The sequence below is a fragment of the Anaerococcus octavius genome (assembly GCF_900445265.1).
GTDB classification, from domain to species: domain Bacteria; phylum Bacillota; class Clostridia; order Tissierellales; family Peptoniphilaceae; genus Anaerococcus; species Anaerococcus octavius.
This window is the reverse complement of sequence record NZ_UFTA01000002.1, coordinates 1644963-1670784: the sequence shown is the minus strand read 5'-3', so window position 1 is coordinate 1670784 and position 25822 is coordinate 1644963. Positions and strand designations below refer to the sequence as shown.

Annotated in this window: 24 protein-coding genes and 1 pseudogene; 3 read left to right on the top strand and 22 right to left on the bottom strand. The window is 32.7% G+C overall.

Annotation, left to right across the window (positions count from 1 at the left end):
- From DY249_RS08065 to DY249_RS08050, 4 genes are all read right to left on the bottom strand, one after another.
- Positions 1 to 1515: a sodium:solute symporter family protein gene (locus tag DY249_RS08065; protein ID WP_115595805.1), complete on the bottom strand. Its 1515-nt coding sequence runs from the start codon at positions 1513 to 1515 to the stop codon at positions 1 to 3.
- A 13-nt stretch (positions 1516 to 1528) separates the two neighbouring features.
- The gene (locus DY249_RS08060; protein ID WP_115595804.1) at positions 1529 to 2449 is read right to left on the bottom strand and encodes a dihydrodipicolinate synthase family protein; all 921 of its coding nucleotides are present in this window, start codon (positions 2447 to 2449) and stop codon (positions 1529 to 1531) included.
- Positions 2450 to 2485: 36 nt separating this feature from the next.
- Positions 2486 to 3181: an N-acetylmannosamine-6-phosphate 2-epimerase gene (locus DY249_RS08055; protein ID WP_172540084.1), complete on the bottom strand. Its 696-nt coding sequence runs from the start codon at positions 3179 to 3181 to the stop codon at positions 2486 to 2488.
- A gap of 209 nt (positions 3182 to 3390) precedes the next feature.
- The gene (locus DY249_RS08050; RefSeq protein ID WP_172540083.1) at positions 3391 to 4389 is read right to left on the bottom strand and encodes a DUF4236 domain-containing protein; all 999 of its coding nucleotides are present in this window, start codon (positions 4387 to 4389) and stop codon (positions 3391 to 3393) included.
- A 140-nt stretch (positions 4390 to 4529) separates the two neighbouring features.
- Here DY249_RS08050 and DY249_RS08045 point away from each other — a divergent pair, with 140 nt between their 5' ends.
- Entirely contained in the window at positions 4530 to 4814 is a 285-nt protein-coding gene (locus DY249_RS08045; RefSeq protein WP_115595802.1) for a YkvA family protein, read from the top strand.
- A gap of 40 nt (positions 4815 to 4854) precedes the next feature.
- On the opposite strand, the gene DY249_RS08040 is transcribed toward DY249_RS08045, so the two are convergent.
- The 11 genes from DY249_RS08040 to DY249_RS07990 all read right to left on the bottom strand — a co-directional run bounded on the left by DY249_RS08040 (position 4855) and on the right by DY249_RS07990 (position 17722).
- Complete coding sequence (locus DY249_RS08040; RefSeq protein ID WP_115595801.1) at positions 4855 to 5148, bottom strand: hypothetical protein; 294 nt, start codon at positions 5146 to 5148, stop codon at positions 4855 to 4857.
- 335 nt (positions 5149 to 5483) lie between these two features.
- On the bottom strand, positions 5484 to 5741 hold the full coding sequence (locus DY249_RS08035; protein WP_115595800.1) for a glutaredoxin family protein: 258 nt from the start codon (positions 5739 to 5741) through the stop codon (positions 5484 to 5486).
- 164 nt (positions 5742 to 5905) lie between these two features.
- Entirely contained in the window at positions 5906 to 6118 is a 213-nt protein-coding gene (locus tag DY249_RS08030) for a hypothetical protein (RefSeq protein ID WP_115595799.1), read from the bottom strand.
- Between the two features lie 41 nt (positions 6119 to 6159).
- Entirely contained in the window at positions 6160 to 6921 is a 762-nt protein-coding gene (locus DY249_RS08025) for an AIM24 family protein (RefSeq protein WP_101539762.1), read from the bottom strand.
- 86 nt (positions 6922 to 7007) lie between these two features.
- Positions 7008 to 7196, bottom strand: coding sequence for a hypothetical protein (locus DY249_RS08020; RefSeq protein WP_101539761.1), 189 nt, complete (start codon positions 7194 to 7196; stop codon positions 7008 to 7010).
- Positions 7193 to 8815, bottom strand: coding sequence for an oligopeptide/dipeptide ABC transporter ATP-binding protein (locus tag DY249_RS08015; RefSeq protein ID WP_115595798.1), 1623 nt, complete (start codon positions 8813 to 8815; stop codon positions 7193 to 7195). Before DY249_RS08015 ends, DY249_RS08020 begins: the two co-directional genes overlap by 4 nt.
- A complete protein-coding gene (locus DY249_RS08010) occupies positions 8799 to 9803 on the bottom strand; it encodes an ABC transporter ATP-binding protein (RefSeq protein ID WP_115595797.1) in 1005 nt (334 codons plus the stop codon). Before DY249_RS08010 ends, DY249_RS08015 begins: the two co-directional genes overlap by 17 nt.
- Before the next feature lie 9 nt (positions 9804 to 9812).
- Complete coding sequence (locus DY249_RS08005) at positions 9813 to 11792, bottom strand: ABC transporter permease subunit (RefSeq protein ID WP_115595796.1); 1980 nt, start codon at positions 11790 to 11792, stop codon at positions 9813 to 9815.
- Between the two features lie 10 nt (positions 11793 to 11802).
- Positions 11803 to 12765 carry an ABC transporter permease gene (locus tag DY249_RS08000; protein WP_115595795.1) on the bottom strand — a complete coding sequence of 321 codons (963 nt, stop codon included), beginning with the start codon at positions 12763 to 12765 and terminating at the stop codon, positions 11803 to 11805.
- Positions 12766 to 13123: 358 nt separating this feature from the next.
- Positions 13124 to 15325 carry an ABC transporter substrate-binding protein gene (locus DY249_RS07995; RefSeq protein ID WP_342767206.1) on the bottom strand — a complete coding sequence of 734 codons (2202 nt, stop codon included), beginning with the start codon at positions 15323 to 15325 and terminating at the stop codon, positions 13124 to 13126.
- Between the two features lie 366 nt (positions 15326 to 15691).
- Positions 15692 to 17722 (bottom strand): peptidoglycan amidohydrolase family protein, encoded by a 2031-nt coding sequence (locus tag DY249_RS07990; protein WP_172540082.1) that lies wholly within the window; start codon positions 17720 to 17722, stop codon positions 15692 to 15694.
- A gap of 227 nt (positions 17723 to 17949) precedes the next feature.
- Here DY249_RS07990 and DY249_RS07985 point away from each other — a divergent pair, with 227 nt between their 5' ends.
- Both DY249_RS07985 and DY249_RS07980 read left to right on the top strand, forming a co-directional pair.
- On the top strand, positions 17950 to 18921 hold the full coding sequence (locus DY249_RS07985) for a hypothetical protein (RefSeq protein WP_115595792.1): 972 nt from the start codon (positions 17950 to 17952) through the stop codon (positions 18919 to 18921).
- 489 nt (positions 18922 to 19410) lie between these two features.
- Positions 19411 to 19895 (top strand): annotated as a pseudogene (locus DY249_RS07980) (deoxynucleoside kinase).
- A gap of 253 nt (positions 19896 to 20148) precedes the next feature.
- On the opposite strand, the gene DY249_RS09380 reads toward DY249_RS07980, so the two are convergent.
- The 7 genes from DY249_RS09380 to DY249_RS07955 all read right to left on the bottom strand — a co-directional run bounded on the left by DY249_RS09380 (position 20149) and on the right by DY249_RS07955 (position 25800).
- Entirely contained in the window at positions 20149 to 20319 is a 171-nt protein-coding gene (locus DY249_RS09380; RefSeq protein ID WP_245943561.1) for a hypothetical protein, read from the bottom strand.
- A 181-nt stretch (positions 20320 to 20500) separates the two neighbouring features.
- Positions 20501 to 20839 carry an MBL fold metallo-hydrolase gene (locus DY249_RS09375; protein WP_245943560.1) on the bottom strand — a complete coding sequence of 113 codons (339 nt, stop codon included), beginning with the start codon at positions 20837 to 20839 and terminating at the stop codon, positions 20501 to 20503.
- The gene (locus tag DY249_RS09370; RefSeq protein ID WP_245943559.1) at positions 20830 to 21033 is read right to left on the bottom strand and encodes a hypothetical protein; all 204 of its coding nucleotides are present in this window, start codon (positions 21031 to 21033) and stop codon (positions 20830 to 20832) included. The genes DY249_RS09375 and DY249_RS09370 overlap by 10 nt, the downstream gene beginning before the upstream one ends.
- 15 nt (positions 21034 to 21048) lie before the next feature.
- Positions 21049 to 21204: a cytidine/deoxycytidylate deaminase family protein gene (locus DY249_RS09365; protein WP_245943558.1), complete on the bottom strand. Its 156-nt coding sequence runs from the start codon at positions 21202 to 21204 to the stop codon at positions 21049 to 21051.
- A 213-nt stretch (positions 21205 to 21417) separates the two neighbouring features.
- On the bottom strand, positions 21418 to 22890 hold the full coding sequence (locus tag DY249_RS07965) for an aldehyde dehydrogenase family protein (protein ID WP_115595791.1): 1473 nt from the start codon (positions 22888 to 22890) through the stop codon (positions 21418 to 21420).
- A gap of 169 nt (positions 22891 to 23059) precedes the next feature.
- Positions 23060 to 24025 (bottom strand): CAMP factor family pore-forming toxin, encoded by a 966-nt coding sequence (locus tag DY249_RS07960; RefSeq protein WP_115595790.1) that lies wholly within the window; start codon positions 24023 to 24025, stop codon positions 23060 to 23062.
- 11 nt (positions 24026 to 24036) lie between these two features.
- Positions 24037 to 25800, bottom strand: coding sequence for a CAMP factor family pore-forming toxin (locus DY249_RS07955; RefSeq protein ID WP_115595789.1), 1764 nt, complete (start codon positions 25798 to 25800; stop codon positions 24037 to 24039).
- Between the last annotated feature and the right edge of the window lie 22 nt (positions 25801 to 25822).

The window sequence follows — 25822 nt, the reverse complement described above, 5'->3', positions numbered from 1 at the left end:
CTATATTTGATTGTAAATAGTTGAGTTAACAACTGGTTCTTCTTTTATACCCTTAGCTTTATTATAAGCTTTTGATGCTATGACTCCAACTACTAGAGAAACTAGTATTGAAATAATTGAGTATGACCAGAAAGAAACTTTTGCTGCATCTACGAAATATTTTATATAAATCATTACACATGATGCAACTATAAATGCTAATGTAGCTCCAAATTTATTTGCTACTTTTGTAAAGGCTCCGAGTATAAATATTCCAACTAATATTCCTAGAACTAGTCCCATAAATCCGTTAAACCATTCGTAGGCTGATTTTACTCCTCCATGGGCAAGTGCCATAGAAACAAGAATAGCAAAAACACCTACAACTAGAGAAACTCTTTGGCCGATTTTAGTTTGTTTTTCAAAAGTTATTTCTTTTTTGTTTACAGTTGATTGAATATCTAAAGCCCAGCTTGATGCAACTGAGTTAAGCCCAGTTGACAAGGTTGATTGAGCTGCAGCATAAATTGCAGCTAATAATATACCTGTAACTCCTACTGGCAGTTCATAGGCTATCCATGAAGCAAAAATTTGGTCTTGTTGGGCATTTGGTGGTAGTGGATTACCTTGGACTTGGTAGAAAACATATAGTCCTGTACCTATTAGGTAAAACACAGTAGCTATAAATATTGATAAACATCCATTGCCTATCATCATTTTTCTTAATTGTTTAGAATCATTTGTAGTAGTAAATCTTTGTACTATGTCTTGGCTTGATACATAAGAACCAATTGTATTTATTCCTGCACCAAATATTAGTAAAAATACACTATCTCTTAGAATGTTTGCATCAAATATTGGTTGATCTACCGCTAAAAATTTGTTATTTGTAAATAATTCGTGGTTAATAGCTCCCATGCCGCCATTTATATGGCTTACAAGGTAAATTAATCCAAAAGTAACACCTATTAGTAAAACTGATCCTTGGATAAAGTCAGTCCACAAAACAGATTTTAATCCGCCAGAGTAGGAATAAATAATTGCTATTATCCCCATGATAGCTATAAGGATATCTACATTTATCCCCATAAGCCTAGATAAAACCATACAAGGCAAATACATAATAATGGACATTCTACCAATTTGGTAAATGATAAACATTATTGCCCCAAGAACTCTTAGGCCCTTAGATTTGTATCTTATTTCTAGGTATTCATAGGCTGTATCTATATCAAGTTTGGCATAGATTGGTAAAAAATATTTTATGGTAAATGGTATAGCTATTAGCATACCTAATTGGGCAAACCACATTATCCATGTTCCTGCATAGGAGTTTCCTGCTAGTGATAGGAAGGAAATAGGACTAAGTAGGGTTGCAAAGATAGAAACAGATGTTACCCACCAAGGGATAGACCCATCCCCTCTAAAGTATTCCTTACCTTCCATTTTCTTTTTAGAAAATCTAAGCCCTGCAAAAAGCACTGCCCCTAGGTAAACTATAAGTATTATTAAGTCAATTGTCGTAAAACCCTGCATACTTTCCTCCTACTTAGCCAAGATATTTTTCTTTTGCATCTCTTATCATAGATGCTGCTTCTTTTACTATTTTTTCATCTTCTTTGGCTAAGGCTGGTAGAGGTTTTCTAACAGATCCTAGGTCTAAGTTTTCATTTTCTTTTAAAATAGCTTTTATAACCGCATACATATTGCCATGACCTGATACCATTTTATAAATAATAGCATTGATGTCGTATTGGATTTGTTGGGCTAAATCTAGATTTTTATTTCTAAAATGTTCATCCATTTTTAAGAATAATTCTGGCATAACTCCATAGGTTCCACCGATTCCTGCTTCAGCACCAATTAGACGACCTGAAATAAATTGTTCGTCTGGACCATTAAAGATTATATAATCTTCTCCTGCATCTTGTTTAAAGATTTGGATATCTTGGACTGGCATGGATGAGTTTTTAACACCAATTACGCGAGGATTTTTTCTCATTTCTTTAAATAAGCTTGGTGTTAGGGCAACTCCAGCCAGTTGTGGGATATTATAGATTACAAAATCAGTATTTGGTGCAGCTGATGAAATATCATTCCAATATTCTGCAATAGCATATTCTGGTAGTCTAAAATAAATTGGTGGAATTGCTGCAATGGCATCTACTCCTAGGCTTTCTGCATGAGCTGCAAGTACCATAGAATCTTTAGTATTATTACAAGCAACGTGGGCAATTACCGTTAATTTGCCTTTTGCTTCTTTCATTACATTTTCTAAAACGATTTTTTTATCCTCAACGCTTTGATAGATACATTCTCCAGAAGATCCGTTTACATAAACCCCTTTTACTCCCTTTTCTATAAAGTATTTTGTAAGTTCTCTTACTCTTCCTGGACTTATATTTCCTTCTTCATCATAGCAAGCATAAAATGCTGGGATTACACCTTTGTATTTTTCCAAATTTCTCATAATTACGTTTTCCTCCTTATTAAAATTTTTATTTTTTTAGTTTTCTGCAAGTTTGTCAACAAAGTTTTTAGTAATCACTTGTGGTCTAGTTATTATTGATCCTACAACAACACTATAAGCACCAAGCTCTATAACTCTTTTTGCTTTTTCTGGGGTATTGATATTACCTTCAGCAATAACTTTTCCCTCTACATTTTTTATAATTTCTCTTAAGATTTCAAAATCATTTGCCTCGATTCTATTTCCCTTTGATTGGTCAGTGTAACCAACTAAGGTTGTGCCTATAAAATCAAAACCTAGTTGATCTGCATGGAGTGCCTCTTCTACTGTCGAGCAATCTGCCATTAGCAGCTGATTTGGATATTTTTCTTTGATTTGTTTATAAAAATCATCGATACTTTTGCCATTTGGTCTTAAATCTTTTGTAGCATCTAAAGCTATGATTTCTACCCCAGTTGCTACTAGCTCATCGATTTCATCCATGGTTGGGCTTATGTAGACTTTTGAATCATTATAATCTTTTTTTACAATGCCTATGATTGGCAAATCTACCTCTTTTTGGATTTCCCTTATATCTTCTGCTGTATTTGCTCTAATACCACTAGCACCACCTTCTTTGGCAGCTCTTGCCATTCTGCCCATAATAAATGAGGAATGTAGGGGTTCATCTGGCAAAGCCTGACAAGAAACTATCAAATTTCCTTGTATAGTATCTATCTTTTTGTTTTCCATTATCCTAACCTCCATCTTTAGAAAAAGTATATCCATAATTGAATTTAATTTCAATAATGTATCATTAATCAGAAATTACATTCAGTTAAGGAAAAGCTTTCCCGTTTTCCTTTTCAATTTTTCCGATTATACTGAAAGTATTTTCTGCTGATTGCAATTAAAAAAGCAGTAATTATCTACTGCTTTTACTTTTAAATATAAATTTAACTTTATTTTCCATCTAAAACCGTATCTGAAAATACTATTAAAATATCAAGTGAGCCTGCTTTTACGATTGAAAGCACTCCATATTCTACTAAATCAAGTTCTGGATTTTCCTTGTATCTTCTATCTGGTCCACCGTCTTTATTGGTGTGAAGGTAAGTTTTGCCCAAAACTGTCGCATCATTAGGAGTTTTTTCATCTTCTAAAAATAAATTTTTACTTAAGTTTATGTCCACTTCTTTAAAGCTTACTGCAGACATTTTTCCATTTTGCTTGATAAAAATAGAATCTGGTAAAAATATTAATTTTAAATTGTCACTAACTAGGGTATAAGTTTGCACGTTTGTTTCAATAGCTTCATCAGTTCCTTTATAAAAATTGATAGGGCTACGGTCAATTATTTTAAATCTACTTTCACCATTTACAAGAGATTCTTCACTTTCATTTACTAGCCACACCTTATCTGATTCCATAATTCCAGCTAATAAATTATTTGTTACTTCTAGTTCTTTTTTAGCATCATCACTCATTTCATAGTCTAGTTTTATAGTTTGATTATTTTTATTATAAATTTCAAAAATCACACCTACTACCGAAATTATAACAAAAAGTGGATTAATAATAGCAAGAATCATGCCAATTATAATTAATCCTATAGCAAAATATTTATTGGTGCGATTCTTATCAGATGCAGCCACAATTTCTGCCATTTCACTTGAATGGATATTTGCCAAATCGTTTTGGTATTTTGTAGTATTTCTGGATGTATTTTTACTGGCATTTGTCGTATTACTTTTCCCTTTTATTTTTTTATGAGGATTTCCAAAATCCTTTTGATAGCTTATGCCCGTACCTGGAATGTAAGCTGTTCCTCGGATATTACCATTGGCAGTTTTTGTAATGCGATATCCTTTGCCGCCCCAGGAAAATCCTGGTCCAGATTTGCTCATATTCACCCTAAATCCATTGCTAAGGTTTATACTTTTTCTATATCTAAATCCCATAATATTCTCCTTAAAAATATTATACCAAATAAGCATAGTTTTATTAAATCTTACAATAGTTAATTTGACTTTTAATATAATCAAGTATAATATAAGTGTAAATAAATTTTATTTAAACTCATTTTAAGAAAGGGGTTTCAATGACAAAATTTAACAGAATCAGAAGACAAGTTCCAGCTTTTTTTAAAGCTTTAAAAAATAAAAATACACCAATACCTGCAAAAATTGCAGTTTTAGTGGCTATTGCTTATGCAGTTATGCCAGCAGATCTAATTACAGATGCTATTCCTTTTTTAGGATGGTTCGATGATGCACTTGTAATGACAGTTTTATTTACAATTGCAAATAAAATGATCCCTGACTATGTAATGGAAAACGAAACAAAAGAAGTAATTGATGATATAAATTACCAAGTAATTGACTAAAATAAAATCCCAAGCAAATTAATGCTTGGGATTTTTTATTTTAAATTTCTATAAATAAGCTTACTAATATAGACAGTATAGCAGAAATTATAAATATTAATGGAATTACTGATTCTATAAACTTATTTGTATGTATCTTAGAATAGTTTTTATTTACTATATAATATGCAGAAAAATATGATATTGTAATTATAATAAAAAATGAAAATATAAATACCATATTATAATTTCTTATTAGAGTTCCTGCAATTAAAAAAATAAAAATAGGTATGTACACATAAGTCAAGCCGTTTAAAAAAGTCATATAATTTCTATTTGCATTTACTTTTTTCATAACTTTTCTCCTTATTTTAATAAATGCCTGTAATTTTTTAATACAAATAGGATTATTTATAAATATTTTTTAATAATAAAAAACCTAAGTTTGTGATAAAACTATCTTTAAACAAATAATTTAAAAATCGTCTGGTCTGTTACTCTTCTTTGCGATTTTAAAAAATTTATTTTAAAATAGTCTTAAAAACTTAGGTTTAGTGGTTAACTTAAAAGTAAATTTCTTTAATTACTCTTATTATCAGCAATTTTTGAAACTGGAGCGGTCGCTCTCTTTTTCTTTCAAAGTTTCAAAACGACTTGCCTTTATATTTATTTCAATATCTAATATTTTTATTAAAGAAGATTTTCCTTCGCATATTCAATTATATCGTCAGATTCATACATAGCTTTTCCATCTATAACCATACATGGTACTTGTACCTTGCCTCCGACTTCTTTTAATTTACGAGCATTTTCCTCGCCGCAGGTTTCATCTTCTATGTTATAAGATGGGAATTTGATGATGTTATTATCTCTAAAGAAGTCTAACACCTTCAAAGAATATGGACAATCTGGCTTGAAATAAAGTTCAAAATCGTGTTCTCTTTCCATTGGACTATCCTCCTATCTTTCTTGGTTGAAAATATATTTTCTTATTAATATAATACCCATCAATCTTTATTATAAACATCGTTTTCCTTTTTTTTATTATTTTTTTTACTTTTTTTCTAAATTATATAAAAAAAACTTAAAATTTACATATTTACATGTTTTTATTATTTACTTTCAAAAGTTCTAGAGAAGTCTGAAAACCATTTTAATTCTTCTTCTACTTGCTTGTCATCCCAACCATATTGGTAAATTAAAAACTCTTTAAAATTTTCAAGATTTGATAAATCAGCATCTAAGGGCTCACTTTTTAGTTTTCCCCAATGTTTGATTGCAAATTGACCATTTCTATCCCAGATATCCTTTAGTTTTAAATCCATATCATTCTCCTTTACTTATAAAATATAGATATCCAGTTTTTTTAAATATCTACTGGTGCCATCAATACTTTTCCACTTCCCCTATAGACATTTACTAGTCCTTCACCGCTGGCTGCAGATCCTATTAAGGATTTTGTAGTTCTTTCTACAGTAAATTTTAATGAAGATGACCAAGCTACAGCAAATGAACCATCTATCCTAAGTTCATCATCTTCTAATTCTACTTCTATGAGCTCATTTCTGGCTACTGGAGATTCTAAAGCTACTATGCCTTGTCCAAATAAGCCTAGATTAAATAATCCTTCTCCTCCTGCAACTGCTGATGAAACAGAAGATCTTGCTACTGTTTTATGGTCTAGACTTGATTCACACGCTAAAAAATATCCATCTTCTAAAACCAAGCCCCCATTCCATTTTTCCACATCTAATAAAATAATATATTTATATGTAGGTTCTAAAACAACCATACCAGTTCCATGATATTCTGGTTTTATGGCAGATTCATTGGTTACAGATGATCTTAAACTTTTGCTAAAAAAATCTCCTACACCTTTAATTCCTGTTCCAGCATTTACATCACCAACCATCCATTGCATGGCTCCTTGTTGAAGGGTAACTGGACTTTGAGATAGGTCGCAAATTAATTGTTTGAGTCTAACGCCCATCTGAGCTGCAAAGTATTCTTTTTGTGCAGTTTCTTTTGTAACTGATAGATCTCTTTTGTACTCAGCAACCTTCAAAGAACCCATCTGATCGGTAATAAGTATATCATCATTATCTAAAAAATTATTAATCTTAAACATTTTTCCTCCATTAGTTTAGCTATATATAATATATTATTATTTTAATTTTACGCAAAAAAAAGATGAGATTAAAATCTCATCTAAATTTATAATAATATTGCAAAAAGCAATAATGGAGCTATCACAATTAGTAATCCTGGCAAAAAAACTTTTATTGCTGCTAGAAACATGGCTAGTCTATCATCTTTTTCTAAATTATCATTTTCTAGCAAGTCTTCTTTTTCATAGATTTCTCCAGCACTTTTTCCGCTAAATTTATCTATAGGTTTTCTCATAGATAACTCATTTCTTCTAAATTATGTTCTACTTTTTCTTTTATAGCTTTATTTTCTTCAAAGGCTTTTTGTTTTTCTTCTTCACTTACTTCCATCAAGTGACAGGCTACATAGTGACAATTGCCGTAGTCTTTTAGCTGTGGTTGGTAAGTTTTACAAATATCCATTGCATATTGGCATCTGGTGTGGAAACGGCATCCTATTGGTGGATTTACTGCTGAAGGAATATCTCCCTCGATTGTTTGCAGTTCTTGGCCTTGGTCCACATCTGTTCTAGGAATTGCTTGCAATAAGGCTTTTGTATATGGGTGGGAAGGGTTGTCAAAAATTTGCTCTGTACTTGCAAGTTCTACCAAAACTCCTAAATACATTACCCCGATACGATCAGAAATGTATTTTACAACTGAAAGGTCATGGGTAATAAATAAGTAGGTTAGGTTATTTTGTTGATCTTTTAGGTCTTGCAATAAGTTTATAATTTGAGACTGGATTGATACGTCAAGGGCAGATACTGCCTCATCACAAACTATAAAACTTGGTTTTAGGGCAAGAGCTCTTGCAATACCGATTCTTTGCCTTTGTCCACCTGAGAATTGGTGAGGATACCTGTGCAAGAAATATGGAGCAAGGCCACATTTCTCCATAGTTTCTTGGATGTACTCATTGTAGCCCTTATCTTTTCTTGATTTGAATAAATCATGGCCAAGCACACCTTCACCGATGATATTTCCAACTGTCATTTTGCTATCTAGTGATCCATATGGGTCTTGGAATATCATTTGTAGGTCTTTTCTCATTTCACGCATTTCTTCATCATTTAATTCTGATAAATCAATACCATTATCTCTTTGGCTTTCTAATTCTTCAAAACCTTCTTTATCTTTTAGAGTATCTCTATAAGTTTCGATACTGTTATATTTTTCGCCTACTACTTTTGAAAGTTCATCTCTTTTTGCAATTAATTCTTTGTATCTTGGGTCATTATCACATTTTTGATAATATTCATCCCATTGTCTAGATCTCATTTGTAGTTTTTGCTCAAAAAACTCTATATCGTTTATAACTTTGGAATGCTCTTTTAAGCTTAAATAATACTCATTTAAAAGACTTTGTACTTTCGCTAGATCATCACTTACTAAAAGTCCTCCAGCAATTCTTATCATATTTAGATATTTTTCTTCTATCTCACGGCGTTTAAACATAGCTTTTTCATTGGCTGCTGCATGCGCTTCATCATCTGTAGCATTTTCTAGCTCATTATAGATAGCATTTAGCTCATCGTTTGCAGTTGCATAGCTTGGAAATTGGCTTGGGATATTTTTTATCATGGTTCCCATATATGCTGGAGCAACATCTTCTAAAGTTTTGCCGTAGTATAGGGTTGTTCCCTCTGTTTGGTCATAGATTTGTAAAAGTGTTCTACCAAATGTAGATTTACCACATCCAGATTCTCCTACTAGACCTAGTGTTTCACCTTCATAGATGTCAATAGAAATTGATTCGTTGGCATGAACATAGGAACTTGGTCCCTTATTAAAAAGTCCTTTTTTCTTAAGAGGGAAATATTTTTTAAGGTCTCTTATCTTAAATAAGACCTTTTTATCATTCGTATTTTCCATCTTCCCTTTCCTTTCTATTTGGATAGTGACATCTAATTCTTTGGTGCTCATTTACCGCAACTAGCTCAGGCATCTCGTTTACACATTTTTCTGTAGCAAATTTACACCTATCTGCAAATTTACATCCCTTTGGAAGGTTTAGTGGGTGTGGTACAGATCCTGGAATTATATCTAGTCTTTGGTTTTTATCACTAGTTATTGATGGAATGGAGTTTAAAAGTGCTACTGTATATGGGTGGTTGTAGTCAGTAATATCGTGTTTAAAGATAAACTCTACTGGTGATTGTTCTACAATTTGCCCAGAATACATAACCGCAACTTCATCTGCCATTTGGTTGATAACTCCAAGGTCGTGGGTGATAAATAAAATAGAAGTGTTTAGCCTATGTTTTAAATCATTCATCAACCTTAAAATTTGCGCTTGGATAGTTACATCAAGGGCTGTTGTTGGCTCATCTGCAATTAATAATTTTGGCTCGCAGGTAAGCGCCATTGCAATCATTACCCTTTGGTTCATCCCACCTGATAGTTCAAAGGGATACTGCTTGACAACTACATGAGGGTTTGGGATTTTTACAGAAGCTAGTAATTCTTCAGTTCTTTTTGCCGCTTCTTGCTTATTCATATTTCTATGAAGCATTAAAACTTCTGAGATTTGTCTTTCTACTGTAAATACCGGGTTTAGGGAGCTCATTGGCTCTTGGAAAATCATAGATATTTCATTGCCTCTAATTTTTTCCATTTGACTTCTTTTATATTTTACTAGGTCCTCACCCTTATATATGATTTCTCCGTTATATATTTTTTGGTTTGGCTCAAATAATTGCAAAATACTCATGGCAGTTTGGCTTTTACCTGAACCAGACTCTCCTACAAGACCTAGGGTTTTTCCCTCATCAACTGTAAAGGAAACTCCATTTACAGCTTTGATGAGGCCTTTTCTTGTGGAGAAATATGTGTGGAGATTATTTATTTCTAATAAGCTCATTATTTTCCTCTATCTCTCATTTGCTCTAGGGTCTATAGCATCTCTTATAGCATCCCCAATTAAGTTTACAGAAAATGATACTAAAAATACTGCAAGGGCTGGGAATACCCATCTCCACCAGTAGATATTTAACACTTCTGAACTTTGGGCAGCTGATAGCATATTACCCCATGATGGTGTTGGTTCTTGAACACCAAAACCTAAAAATGATAAACCTGATTCTGTTAGCAAGTTGCCTGCATAAGCTAAGGTTGCATTTACAATTACTATAGATAATATATTTGGCAATATGTGTTTTATCATTATTTGAGAATTTTTTACACCAAGGGCACGAGCTGCTGTGATATAATCTCGTTCTCGTTCTGCAAGGATTTGCCCACGTACAAGTCGTGCAAGTCCTGTCCAACCTAGTAAACCTAAAAGTACCATTACCATGGTAATTCTTTGAGTTTGGCTAGCTCCTGGTGGAAGTAGGGCAGAAAGTGAAATTAGCATTGGATAAAATGGGAATGATGAAATAATTTCTGATACTCTCATTAAAATATTATCCACACGTCCACCTGCAAATCCTGAAATCATACCAATTGCTACACCAAGCACTACTTGGATAATTGTAGAAATTAAAGAAATAATCATTGTCATACGACCACCGTGAATTAATCTTGTAAATATATCACGTCCTTGATCATCTGAACCAAATCTAAAACCATTTAGTCCCCAAGTTTTGATATTTCCTTCCTTATCTACTGCATATTGGTTAAAATAAGATGCATATATTTGTTCAAATTCTCCATCTGGGGTTTTTAATTCTCCGTAGTTATCCTTACCCCAAGAGTAAAGTTTGCCGTTTTCATCAAGGGCAGTAAAAGTTGTATCTGCTCCCTGGATATCTACAATTGGTGCTTCAAATTCTGGAACATTAGCTCCAGAAATTTGATCCCTGCTTGGTCCCCAAACATAAAGTTTTCCTTTATCATCAATGGCTGCTGCAGAAGAACTTGTAAGGGCAACTTTTTTTACAAAAACAGTCCCATCTGTAAGTTTTTTTGGCATAGTTGTCTGATTTTCTGCTCCAAGTACTCCTAAAAGTTGAACTGTACCGTCAGTTTTGGCAACTATCATATTGATTGGTGATGTATCAAAGTCTTCTACTTTTCCTTGTACTTCAGATGGTATCAAGTTTAGGCGGCTAGCCATGGTTGATCCCCATACTACAAGATTTTTTGCCTTGGTAAGGACAACTGAATACTGAACACCTGCTCCAAGTTTTTCTATACCTTCAGTTTTGATTTGGTTTTCTTGCATTGGAGGCATCTTTGTTTGTTCAAAGGAATTATTTCCCCAGCCAAAGATCTCATTATCCTCAGTCGCAACTAAGATATGCCTATCACCCGCTGCAACATCAATTACTTTTTTTCCTTGAAGGGCTTTTTTAACTTCACTAGGGACTGTTAGTACCTTATCTTCATTATCTGATCCCCAAATATAAACATTATCTTCATTTGTAAGACCTACAGCAAAAGTATTACCAATTGAAATTTTTTTGCTGCCTTCTTTTTCCATTTCTTTTGGAAAATTCATGTAAGCTCCACCAGGGGCAACATTTGTAAGGTTACCTTGGGAATAATATTGGTTAAATGGGAGAACGGCAGATCCTATAAAAACAAGCAAAATAATTGCAACAAACATTATAAGTCCAATAACTCCAAGTGGATTTCTAAAGAAGTTTTTAACTGCAACCTTTCCTGGAGAAAGAATTGCTTCTTCTTTTAAATCTTTATTTTCGCTAGTAGGATCAGGTCCTGCTCCAACATTTGAGTTTGGATTATTTAAATTTTTTCTAACATCTTTATCAAGTTTCTCATCTTCTGGTAACCTTCTACCATTGTCCATATTTGGCAGATCATTTGAAAAAGTAAAGCCTAAACGCAAGTATGATTTTAAAAATTTACCATATGATTTGATCGATTTATTAAAAGTTTTATTCATACTACACCTCTTAAGCTTCCAGTCTTACTCTTGGATCAACCAATGCATAGGCTATATCCATTATCAAGTTGCCTAAAAGTGTCAGTACGGCGTAAAACATTGATAAAGCTAAAATTATATTGTAATCTTGGGCAATAACTGCAATTATAAGTTCATTTCCTATGCCTCTGTATGAGAAAATACGTTCTGTAATTGCAGATCCTGAAAACATTCCTAAAATAGCCCAAGTTAGAGCTGTAACTACTGGTATAAGGGCATTTCTAAAAGCATGTGAATAAATAACTGTCTTTTCTTTTAGACCCTTACTTCTTGCAGTTCTAATATAATCTTGATTTAGAGCATCTAGCATAGAGTTTCTTACATATCTAGATAATGAAGCTAGAGAACCTATAGTTAGAGCAATGGTTGGTAAAGTTAAATATCTTACCCATTGACCAAAAGTATTTTGACGTGGCATACCATTTGCTGGCAGCCATTTTAACCTAAATGAAAAGAAATATATTAAAAGTAGGGCAATAAAAAATATAGGAATTGATATACCAATTAGGGTTAGTGTCTGGAAGATCTTATCAAAAGCTCCACCCCTGTGGGTAGCCGACCTTATACCTATTAGTATGGATAAGACAAATGATAAAATAGTAGAACCTATATTTAGGTAGATAGTATTTTTTAAAGGCTCTTTTAGATAATCTTTTACTGGTTTTCTTACTCTAAGAGATTCACCAAAATCTCCCTTTAGCATTCTACCAAGCCATCTTACATATTGTTCTGTATATGATTTATCAAGTCCATATCTTTCTGATAAGTTTTTGTATAATTGTTCTTCTTGGGTCTTGGTCATAGCTGTTCCTTGAGGCATCATTGCTTGGATAGGATCTCCTGGCATGGCTTTAGAAAAAGCAAAGAGAATTATAGAAATTATTAAAGCAGTAGGAATCATGCTTAATATTCTTTTTAATATATAACGAAACATAACTTTCCTTTCTACATTGTTATATAAAGAAATTTCTCAAATAATTAAAAATAAATTTATTAACCATGCCTTAAAAATATAAAATCCTAAGTGGTTAGTAAAAAGGGCTAAAAACTTCCAAAAATAACATTTTTTATAAATAATATATTAATATACCAAACTTTGTTTGTCAATAAAAAAGACCCAAACCGCCCCTAAAAATCGCCATTTTTAGAAAACCTCCTCTGGTAAAAATAAATCATTTCACTATATATTTATACAATTAAATTAATAATAATTTTGTTGCAAAATAGATATATAATTAAATACTAAAAAAGCTCACTAGATGTGAGCTCATTTAGTTTTAATTTTTATTTGACTATTTTAGTTTAATAGCATTGATTTGGTCTTCTATACCCCATGATGGTGTATTTACATCAAATCCTTCAACTCTTTTTGTATATCCTGTGTGATATAGGTTAGAGTAAAGTGGGATTTGTGGTAAGTAGTCATTATACCATTGTTGGAATTCTTCCCAATTATCTAGGTATTGTTCTTTATCATCTGGTGGTGTTTGACGAAGTTTAACTGTCAACTCATCAGCTTTTGGATCATTTACTCTAGTTTTGTTGTCGTTACCGTTTGAGTTAAATTGAGCCCAAGGATCATATGTCTCAGAGAAGCTTTGAGCCATTGAGAATGCTGTGTATTCTGCATCTTCTTCTGGGTAAACATAGTATTCTTGAATGGTTGGGAATGATCCAGCTGTTACGTTATATTCCATACCAGCTTGTTTTGCATTTACTGGTAATTGGCTGTTCATTAAACTTGTGATTGGTGATTCTTCTGAACCATATTGGTTTACTACAAGTTTTTCACCCTTATCATTGTATCTATAATAGTCAAAACCATCTGCATCCTTGTCAAATGCTTCTTCTGCCTTAGATCGATCCCAAGCAGTTTTCCCATTTTTTTCAAATTTGTATGGTGATTTATCAAGTAATTCGTTAGCTGTGTCTATATTTAGTTGGTAGTTTGTTAGTTTACCTTCTAGGTCAGCTCCACGTTCTTTATACATCCATTGGCTAAGACCATATTCCCCATTTGTAACTACACCGTAACCACCTGCATAGGATTGAACAAATGTGTTTCTATCCATCAAGTGAGCAATTGCTTGACGAACTTCTTTATATTGTGTTGTTCCTCTATCTGTTAAGAAGTTAAGTGATCCGTAACCGTTTCTTTCGAAAGTATTGATACCGATTTTACCAGCATCTTCAGCAGCTTTCATCTTATCGATTTTGCCACCTTCACTTTCTCCTTGCCATACATCGATATCGCCATTTTCTAGTAGGTCTACCGCTATATTATGATTTACATATTGGACAATAATATTTGGAATTGTAGCTTTTTGACCTTTAAAGTTTCCTTGATATTCTGGGTTTAAAGAAAGTTTGACCATATTATTGTTGTATTCGTCAAATTTATATGGTCCACCAACTACACTTGGATTTGATCTATAGTCGTTATATACATTTAGCATAGCCTGTTCGATAAGTTGTTCTGTTGGATCAACATCACCGTCAAGTTTTTCTTGAAGATCAGCGATTTTTTCATCATTAGCTTTCTTTTCTTCTTCATAAGCTTTCTTTTCATTATCTGATGCATCATCTGCTGGTTCTTCTATTTCTTTAAACTCTTCATTTGCTTTATCAATTTGTTCTTGGATAGAATCCTTATATGCTTTTACTTCTTCTTCACTAGGTTTATATCCATCTTTTGCTATAAGTTTTTTACCATCTTCACTTAATGCTAAGTTTTTAGTTACTACATGCATTGGGAAAGCTGAGATTGCAGCTAGAGCTTTTTCGTAGTAGTAAGGAAGTTGTTCACTATCGATTGTATATGTGAATGTGTGATCGTCAATTTTTTCCACCGCTTCAAAAGTATCAGATTCACCTGAGTGGTAGACTTCATAGCCTTTACCAAATAGGTCCCCTGGATTTATTGATCCTGTTAGAGGCATAAATTCTGGGTGAGTAAATAGTAAAGAATCAAAAATATAATCATCTGCTGTTAATTCTTCTCCATCAGACCATTTTAAACCTGGTTTGATTTTAAAAGTAAAGGTTCTTGAACCATCTTTGTTATCTGTTGTTTCTGGTTCACCTTCAAGTACAGCAGAGTTGGCAAGCCATTCACCATTTTCATCAACGATCATAGTATTAAAACCATTAGATCCTTCAATACCTAGTAATTTTCTAATTACTACATCATTGGCTGAGTTTTGCCATCCAGCTAGGAAGTCACCAGAAAATTCTGAACTACCGATTACAAGGGTATCATCACTTGTTTGTGCTTCGAAGTTTTCTAATTCTTCTGTATTTTTAGCATGTTCATCACCATCAGTGTTTTCAGCTGTTTTATCGTCTTCTTTTTTATCTTCTTTGTCATCAGTATTTTCTTCTGCTTTTTTATCTTCATTAGAATCTGTAGAAGTTGCTGAATCAGTGCTTCCTCCACAAGCTGTTAGGGTTGTTACAATACCTAAAGCCATTAGGGAAGAGAAAACTTTTTTCATTTTCACTTTGCATATCCTCCGTTGTTTTATTAAAAATCATTTTATGTCAAAAAATATACTTAATCAATAGCTATAATTATTTTTATAAATAATTACGAATTTTTATAAATATCAGTGATTTAAATATCAATATTTTTATATAGAGCATGTAAATATTTCCACTGTTCTTCACTATGGTAGAGTGAAATAAGATTTTGAAATTCCAGTCTTTGTTAGATAATATATAATTCTTATACCCCAAATTTTGACTACGTTTACAAAATGTATTTTACTCATTATACAATTTTTAAAAAAATAAGATAGCTAAAAAAATTTTAGTTATAGGCACAAAAAAACACCCTAAAAATAGGGTGTTAAATTAATATACTATTTTCTATTCAAATATGCACCATTAGAGTTAGCACCAACTAATCTATAATATCTTACAGGTAGTCCTCTGCTATCTCCCATGTAGCCTTTTCTTTGTGTTACTGCGACGCCATTTTTTCCATAAGTCATATGAATGATTGTATCTTCGTGTGGGTTTAGGATAAATCCTGTATGGCCTGCTGCTCCTATAGATCCTCCTGGTCTTCCCGCTACAAAAATATCTCCATATTGAAGCTCATTTTCTTTTACTTCATACATTACAGTGCCTTTTGCACCCATTTGGAATAATGTTTCTGTATTTCCAATCCAAGCATCTTTATTTAGGAACCCACCGTGAATTAGTGCTCTATAAACTGCTGATGAACAGTCTGCTTGTGTTGCAGAGTTTCTACCAGCTCCCATATTATATGTCATTCTTTTATCTCTTGCATTAAACATCCATTCCATTACTTTATCTATATTTTTTTCTCCTGGAATGTTGTTATCTTCTCTTGTAGCAATACCATTTGCATCAACTTTATAAACTACACCTTTTTGTGTAACAGTTTGATTTGGTGTTAGTCCATTTTGTGTGAAATAATAGTAATTGTTATCTATTTTCCAAACGCCTTCTTTTACATAACCTGCTGGATTTGTATGATATTTTCTGCCATCTAGTTCTACCCAAGAGTTTTTAATAACTGTCGCAAGACCTTTTGCATCTGATTTGTAAAATTTACCAGCAGAAATTGATGATTTATTTTGAGCTAACTTTCCATTTCCATCAAATACATATAGGTTATTGTTGATATTATGGGCACCTTTTACTACTTTACCATCATTGCCTGATCTATATGTATAACCACCAAGGCTAAACCATTTGTTAGCAAGGTTGTAAGCTTGACCATTTTTATCTACTACATAGTATTTACTTGCTGCTAATAGTTTTTTATTTGCTGTAAGCGCACCATTATTATCGAAGTAATATGATTTGTCACCAATTTTAGCAATACCTTTTAGTAGCTTGCCTTCATTGTCGTTATAGTATTTTTTGTTATTGATCTTAACCCAGCTATTTGTTGGAGCTGTCATTGCCCCATCATTACCTAATTCATAATGAGATTCATTAGTTACAATTCTTTTATTTCTTTGTAATTGACCATTTTCGTTAAAATAATATTTGTTATCTTTAATTTGGGCAATACCTTTTGTAAGATTGCCTTCTTCATTCATATAATAAATATTATCTCCAATACGTCCCCAAAGAGTTTTTGGGTTAGTTGCATTACCATCTTGGTCAATTTCGTAAAATTTATCTTTTACTATAACATTAGCACTTTTTACAAGCTTGTTATCCTCGTAATATCTTGTAGAATTACCTTCATTTACAAAATATCCTGTGCCTTTTGGTGCATAGTAATTTGTTTGTTCAATATCTGCTTCTTCTTGATCATTTTGATCGTGGTCTTTTTCTTCTTCTTGTGATTTATTATTTGTATTTTCTTCTACTGTTTGTGTATCATTTGCTTGATTAGTTTTATTTTCTTCTTCGTTTTCTTGCTTAAAAGTTTCTTCTTGTTGATTATAAGCTGGTTTGTAGTCTTCTTTTAAAGCATCATCTAGATTTGAGTTATCATAATAGATTACTTCATCAAGATTATCACTGGATGGAGTTTGAACTTCTTCTACTTTTTCTTCTTTTTTTGGATTTAATTCAACTTCAAAATCAGCTTCTACTTTTTGTGTAGAATCTGTGCTTTGTTGGTCTGTAGTATTTTCTTGTGGTGTAAGACTTTGGGATTTATCGATAGATTCGTCATTAGTTAAAGCTTGATTGTCATAGTTGATAGTATCATCAGAAGTAGCTTCAGAATTTTCTACGTTTGCTTCAGTTTCGTAGTTATCTAAATCAGTCGACTTGCTTGGTTCAACATTTAGGTCATACCCTTCATCAGCATATGATTTATCAGCTGTACTAACAGCAGTGGATACAAATAATGTTGAGGCAAGTAACAATGTTTTATTTATTTTATTGCTAATTTTTTTCATCATTCTTCCTCACTCTATATTACAATATTATTACAAATTTTCTGCCTGTTTTTTATCACTGACCTTATTATAATCTATTTTTCCAGTAATTGCAACAAAAAGGTTACAATTTTTGTAAATTCTTTTAGATTTTACCCTATTAATAGTTAAGAATTAGTTACAATTGTCCATTTATCTATTCAAAATAAGGGAAGTATAGTAAAATAGAAGCTATCAAGGAGGCCCTTATGAAAAACAAAAAAATTATACTTACACTTGGACTTGTCCTTACACTAAGTGCATGCGCTCAAGATGCAAATAAAGATAATGCTGTTACAGAAGAAACTATTTCTCAAGCCCTAGATGGTCCAGTAGAAAAAGATGTGGTAGCAGATAAAAACGAAAAGAAAGATTCAAAAGAAAAAGAAGAAAAAGATGATGATGCCAATGATTTAAATAAATGGCGTGATATGATATTAAATATAGGAGATTTTTCACCAACTTTAGTAAAAAATCTAACCGATAAAGACCTAGAAGAATTAATCCAAAAAGCAAACGACTTAAGTGAAGAAACAGGATATTGGGATGCCAAAGACTTTGTTTTCCAAGAACTAGCAAAAATGTACCCAGAATTATCCAATAAATTTCCACTAGACTCCATAGAAAACAGATACAATCAAACTGCAGCCGAAAAAGGCGATTATAAGGGAATGTTTGATCATGAAAGACAATTAATGATAGATTTAGGTTATCCAGCAGATAAAGTTTGGGCAGTAGATGATAAAACAGTACAAGATGCCTTTCACAAAGCTTACGAAGACAATATAGACCTATATTACGATGACTACATTAAAAATGCCGGTGAAATATTATTTGGCGATAATAAACAAGAAGAACAAAGCCAAGAGCAGGATGATGAAGAAACAAAAAATGATGAACAAAGTTCAGAAACTTCAGATAATACAAATAAATTTAAAAAATTTGGATCAAGCCAAACAGACTACGATGCGATAAAATCTGCCCTAGTCCAATACTACGAATTTAGTCCAGCAACAGTAAATCAAATGAAAAATGAAGATATAGATATAGCTTATACCAGAGCCATGTCTAAACTTGAAGAAACAGGAGAAGGTGACCTAGGACTAATAATAGAAGAACTAGGAAATATGTACCCTGGAGCATCTACAATGTATCCTGGCGAACAAGCAGATGAAAATTAGGAAAAATCTCCAATCTCCTCTATTATATAATAGAGGAGATTTTTTTGTGGGTGTTAATGAGTAGTTGTAATGGAGGTAATAAAAAATATTGCCCATTTCCAAATCCTATAGCCTTTTCCAGCTAAAATGAAAATCTAAAGAATCAAAATTCTGCTAAATAGTTAAAATATAAAGATATAGTAAAAAGCAAAGCGATTCCTAGCAAAAACGCACCCCGGCAGGGGCCGTTTAGGGGTGAAGTTTGCGGGATGGCTTGAAACTAGTCCGTCCGGCTAATGGAGGACCCTCCATGGAATGGTCTTGCAAAGCAAGATACTTTGGAGGGGGGATAGCCTGTCCGACTGAGTGAGGACGCCCCCCCTTAAAGAAGCCCTCCAAAATTCGAAGTAGCACATTAAATAATCATAGTTAATTAAGCTACCATGAAAAAATCAATTATAACAAAATTTTAATCTAAAATATTTAGCAAATATTTAAAGCAAAAAGACCATGCCAGTGATAGTTTTAGCTGGAATGATTGCAGCAGGCAAGTCCACAGTATCAGCAAGGCTTGCAGATAAGCTTAATACAGATTTTATGATAGAACCAGTAGATGATAATCCAATCCTACCTATGTATTATAATAATAAAGAAAATACGCATTTTTGCTTCAAATATATTTTTTAAACGAGAAATTCAAATTAATTAAACAAGCTCTTAAAAACAACAAAAACGTCCTAGATCGCAGCATCTACGAGGATGAACTTTTTACCAGAATAAATCTCATGGAAAGTAACATCACCCAAGTAGAATACGACGTTTACAAGGACCTATTAGACAATATACTAGAAGAAATAGAAAATATGCCAAAAAAAGCACCAGACCTTTTAGTATATCTTGATATAACATTCGATAAGTTTTTAGAAAACTTAGGTAAACGCGGAAGAGCCTTTGAGCAAATAGATGAAAATACTAAAAAAGGCAAAAAGACCTAGCCTACTTCAAACTTCTCCACAAAAAATATCAAAAATGATATGAAGATTATAACTACAGTCCAAAAATAGCTATAGATATGAATAATACGATGTAAATAAGAAAGAAGATTGTGGTGAAGTTTATCAGATGATAATGAATGCTTTTGATGAGAGTTTGAAAAAACAGAAGTTAAATAATCAATAAAAAATGGACCCATAGGATTTTATGGTTTTATTTTAATTTTATCAAAAATTAAATAATTTTTTAAATAGATTATAAAAGTGATTCTAAATAATCAAGTAAATCATTTTTATTTAAGGGTTCAGCGTGACCTAAAATACATGTTTTACATTCTATCTTTCCTATAGTTTCTATTAGTGATTTCAATTTATTTATATCCATATAATTGTTATTAAAGAAATCTTCACTTGTAGAATCTCCCAAAAATAAAACTTTTTCTTCAGGTATGTAGATTAAAACTGTATCTTCACTATGAGGTGCTTGTGTATGAAATATTTCTGCACTAATATCTCCAAGATTAATTACTAGTTCTTTATCAAATTCAATATCTGATAAAGTGACAATAATATCCTCATTATTTGAATATTCTCTAGCAATATATTTATTATCTCTTTTTTAAGATATCTAAATAAGAAGTGTCCTTAAATTTATCCTGCTCTGCTTTTAAAAATTCATTAGTTTTTTTATGAGCAATGGATAATCCATTTATATTGTGCATACCAAAAGTATGATCCCAATGCCAATGGGTAATAATTGTCACTTCTGGTTTTTTTAAATTTTCTGCTTCTAAAGATTTGTAGAATTTATCAACATGGTCAGCAGAATTTCCTGCGTCTATGGCAAGAGAAAACTTCTCACCTTTTACATAAGCTAATAGGGGTCTGTCTGTCTGAGTTTCATGAGGTAGATAAAATATTCTATCATTAAATTTCACTAATCCCATTTGTAATCCCAACTTTCTGGCAATAAGTCTTTAAGTAGTAGCTCTTCTAGTTCTGGAAGCACTATTATAGTTTCTATATTTTTATTATCTATTTGCGAAATAAATTCTCTGCATCTTCCACAAGGAGGTAAAATACTTCCATCTTCATACACGGCAATTATTTTATTAATTACAGTTTCATTATTTTTTATCATTTCAGCAATAGCTGATTATTCTGCACAAAGACCAATTGAACATGGTAAATCAATGCAAATACCAGTAAATATATTTCCTTCTTTACTTTCTAGGGCACATGCAACATGGCCTGCAGTTCCAAACTGCTTTAAATCAATATGATTTATATGATTATATGCAATTATATGCAATTTTATACAATTCTTTATTAGTCATATTTTTCCTTTTTAAATTATAATTATTAATATATAGATATATTGATCTTTACGTCAATCATAAAATATCTAGTTTTCCTATACAATTATAAAAATAATTATGTAAAATTAGATCAAAATTTATAAATGGTTAATAGTTTTAAAAAATCAGACCTCAAATGAAGTCTGATTTTTTATTACCTATTTTTATCAAAACATACCAAGTTTATCTTGTGATGCGTCTATTATAATATTTTTAACTTGTGTGTATGCTTCGTAAGCAAGTTTGTCTGTTTCACGACCGATTCCCGATTCTTTGTAGCCACCAAATGATGATCCTGCTGGGAATTGGTTGTAGGTGTTTACCCAAACTCTTCCTGTTCTTACACCGTTTGCTACTTTCATGATTCTGTAGATATCATTTGAGTAGATACCGCCTGCTAGACCGTATTTACTGTCGTTTGCTTTTTTGATTACGTCTTCTTCGTCTTTGAATTTTTCTACAACTACTACTGGTCCAAAGATTTCTTCTTGGACTGCGTCATTGTCTGCTGGAAGATTTGCAAGGATTGTTGGTGCGAAGAATGCTCCTTTGTCTAGGCCATTTTCTGTTAATGGATGGCCACCTGTTAGGACTTCTCCACCGCCTGCTTTTGCTTTTTCGATAAATTCTTCAAGTACTTCAAATCTTTGTTTATCTCTTAAAGCTCCCATTTGTGTTTCTGGGTCTAATGGATCACCTACTTTTACATTTTCAAAGGCTTTTACTAATTTTTCTACATATTCATCATAGATTGTTTCTTGAACAAATAATCTAGAACCTGCTGAGCATACTTCCCCTTGGTTAAATAGGATACCTAATTGAGCTCCTTCAATTGCTTTTTCCATATCGCAATCATCAAAGATTACGTGAGCTGATTTACCACCTAGTTCTAGAGTAGCTGGGATTAGAGATTCTGCTGCAGATACTGCTATGTGACGACCAACTGATGTTGATCCTGTAAAGGCAAGTTTGTCAAATCCTGGGTGATGTTGTAGGTATTCACCTGTTACAGAACCTTTACCTGTTACTAGGTTTATTACTCCTTTAGGTAGGATATCTTCAATAAGTCTCATTAGTTCTAAAATAGAAAGTGAAGTATGGCTTGATGGAGAAATAACTATAGTATTTCCACCTGCTAAAGCTGGTGCTAGTTTCCATGCTGCCATTAGTAGTGGGAAGTTCCATGGAATCATTTGTCCAACTACACCTATTGGTTCACGTTTTCTAACTGAAACAAATCTACCATCTAGTTTTGTTATTTCGTCTTCATCAGCTCTTAGAACTGCTGCAAAGTATTTAAAGTGGTCAGCCACTAGAGGGATATCTCCATTTAATGTTTCACGGATTGGTTTACCGTTATCCATTGACTCTAGTTTTGCTAAGTGTTCTGCGTTTGCATCAATTTTTGCTGCTATATCTAAAAGTAGTTGTACTCTTTTTTCTTTGCTCCAAGAACCGTATTCACCTTCAAAAGCTTCTCTTGCTGCTGCTACAGCTTTGTCTACGTCTTTATCATTTGCCGCTGCAAATTCCCCAAGTTTTTCACCTGTTGATGGACTTATAATATCTATATATTGGCTACTTTCTGGTTTTACCCATTCTCCTCCAATAAATAATTCGTATCTATCTAAAGTATTCATCTTTCCTCCTAAAGTATAAAATATAGTCTACTAGTTTGATATTCATTATCAATTTTACCCTTTATATATATTTAATAAATGATAGTTAAATATTTGATAAGAAAATGAGTATAAAAAAAATCCACAGCTAGGCTATGGATTTTAAAATTATCTTAGAAGGATATTTTAATTAATATCTTAGGGCTTCCATTGTTTGGATTAGACCGTTTACATTCATTTTTGATGGACGAATGTAGCCTAGCTCTTCTTTTGCTCTGTCGATTGCTTCTGCAACTTCTCTTCTGCTATCGCCACGTCTTTTTGCTTTTTTAAGGTCAGCTAAAAGTGCTTTTAATTGGTCAATTTCATATGGCATAGCTTTTTCATCTTCATTGCTTAGGGCTATTGCTACTGCTTGGTCTAATCTATCTGATAGTTGATAGATTTCTAAAACTGTAGCTTGTGGACGTAGTCTGCCGTTTGTAATTTCAGCTACTTCTTTGTCTAATGCTTTAATTACGTAGGTTGGTTTATTTTTTAATTCATTGTATTTCATGAATCTTGCTTTGTTTAATTTAACATCTAAATCAGCTCTTACATACATGTTTGCTGTATCATTTAGTCCCATTTCTGGGTATGATAAAAGTTTTGCTTTTAATACTTCAAATTTTGCCATGTATGCTTTCATATCATCTACTGTGTGGAATGGTGAAGCTGCTATTACTAGACCTTCAAATACGTATTCTGCGATTTCTGCGTGAGCGTCATCTACCTTGTATCTTAGTTGTGTTGTTGCAAATCTAATTGTTCTACCAACTCTACCTAAAACTAAAAGTCTTTGTGGAATAGATGATAAATCGTATACATCTGCTACTCCAAAGCCTTGGGAAGATTTGTCAATATTTTCTTCTATTTCTAGGGAAGATTTGTTAAATTCATCTACCATTTCTTGGTCTTGGTCATCTGTGATGTTTAATGAGTTAACATCATCTCTCATAGATCTGATTTGTTGTTTGTAAACTTCTGCCTCATCCATGCTTAGGCTGGTTGTTTCTTCTGGTGTATCAATTTCAATGCTTGTAGCAAAAGTTGGAGCTACGTGGCCAAATGTTAATGTTACAGCTAGGGCTGATGCGAAAATTTTATTAAGTTTCATTTATTTCTCCTTTAATTAAATGCTATTTCGATTTCTTGGCTAATATCTTTTATGTTTACTGTTGCTAATACTTCATCTTGCCAGGTTGGGATATCAAAACCTGTATATTTTTTGCTTGCCTTACCATTTTTAAGGTAAATTCTGTGGTTGATAGCTTTATCTCCATAGACAAGTTTGATATCACATGGACCATTGTAGGTCTTGCCATCTTCTGTAGCCTCTACTCCAATAGTAAATACTCCTGCTTTTCTTGGTGAAATTTCTATGTTGGTAATTTCGTAAGTTTTTTCTACTGGCTTATCAGCTACATTTACTTTTATAGTTTTTTTGATGCCATTGGCACTTGTTACACTTACTTCAGTTGTTCCAGGATTTAGGGCTGTAATATTTCCGTTTTCATCAATATTTGCGATTTCTGGATTAGCTACTTGGTAAGTAAGACTTTTATCCACAGCTCTTTCTGGGAATACTAAAACTTTTTGTCCTAGTTGGTAACTTTCATCTAATTTCATTTCTACTGATTTAACTGTAAAAGCTATATCTTTGACTTGATCAGAATCATTATTTACTGGTTTTTCTGGTTTTGTTGGACTTTCTTTGCTAGTTAGATACTGGTCATTTGCTCCAGTTGGTTCAAGCATTGGTAGGCTAGATGATTCACCTGGATTTAGGATTTGTAATTCAAAATCTTTTGTAATCCCATTATCTAAGGCCATAACAGTAATGATTACATTACCAGTTTTTAGAGGAATTATTTCATTTCCTATAACGCGGGCAACATATGGGTTTGATGAGTAAATTAAATAGTCTTTGTTTTTTACTTCTGCTGGCATGATTACAGGTCTAATTTTTGTTTTATTGTCAATGTTGATAGCCCCTGCTTCACCTTCCATAAATTCGATTTTTTCTGCTCTTATTTTTGGACCTGCTACTTTTTCTATAGCAGCTATTAGTTTTTCCTCCTCAGCATCTAGCTCTCCACAAGTAACTGTGATTCTCCACCATAGGCTTGCTGCTTTTGAGATTTCCTTATCTAATACTTTTGCTTGGAATTTTCTACCAGTTCTGTTTGCTTCATTTCTTACTTTACGAGCCTCTCTTATTGTCCTGTGATAAGCAGCCTTTTTGTAAATGGTTGCTATATCTTCTGGTGATAGGTCTGGATAAGCTAAAAGTTCTTGTTCTAGGGCTTCAAATCTATCGATGTAGTCCATAATTTGGCCTTCATTTGCAAATGGGTTTGCAGCGTATAAGATACCTGTTAAAATATATTCGGTTAATTTTGTATGAGCTGCTACAACCTTATTTGATAACTCAGTACTACCAAATCTTATGGCTCTACCTATCCTTACTAAAAGTTGGACTCTAACTGGAATTGTTGTTAAATCATAAATGCTACCTCCAGCTACTCCCTTTTGTTGAGATAAGGATCCATTTTGTACACTTTGCTCGTAATCATCTATTTCTAGACTTACTGTTCTTACTGCCTCATCAAATTGTTTTAAGCATTCTTCATACTTTTCATCGGCAGCTTCTACATCTTCAACTGACTTTTGTGCCTTGGTTAGTTCTCCTCTAACTTCTGCAATTTCTAGTTTTTGTTGGTCAGAGCTGACGTTTTTATCTATTTCGATATCTGGTTTTCTTTCTTTTATCAATGTATCTTCATTGATCTCAAGACCACTAGCATGTGCAATAGAATTTACGCCTGGAGCTACAGCCAAACTTGCCATCAAAATTGCAAGACTTAGGGCAACACTTTTGCTTTTTTTCATATTTCCCCCTTGAAATTTATTT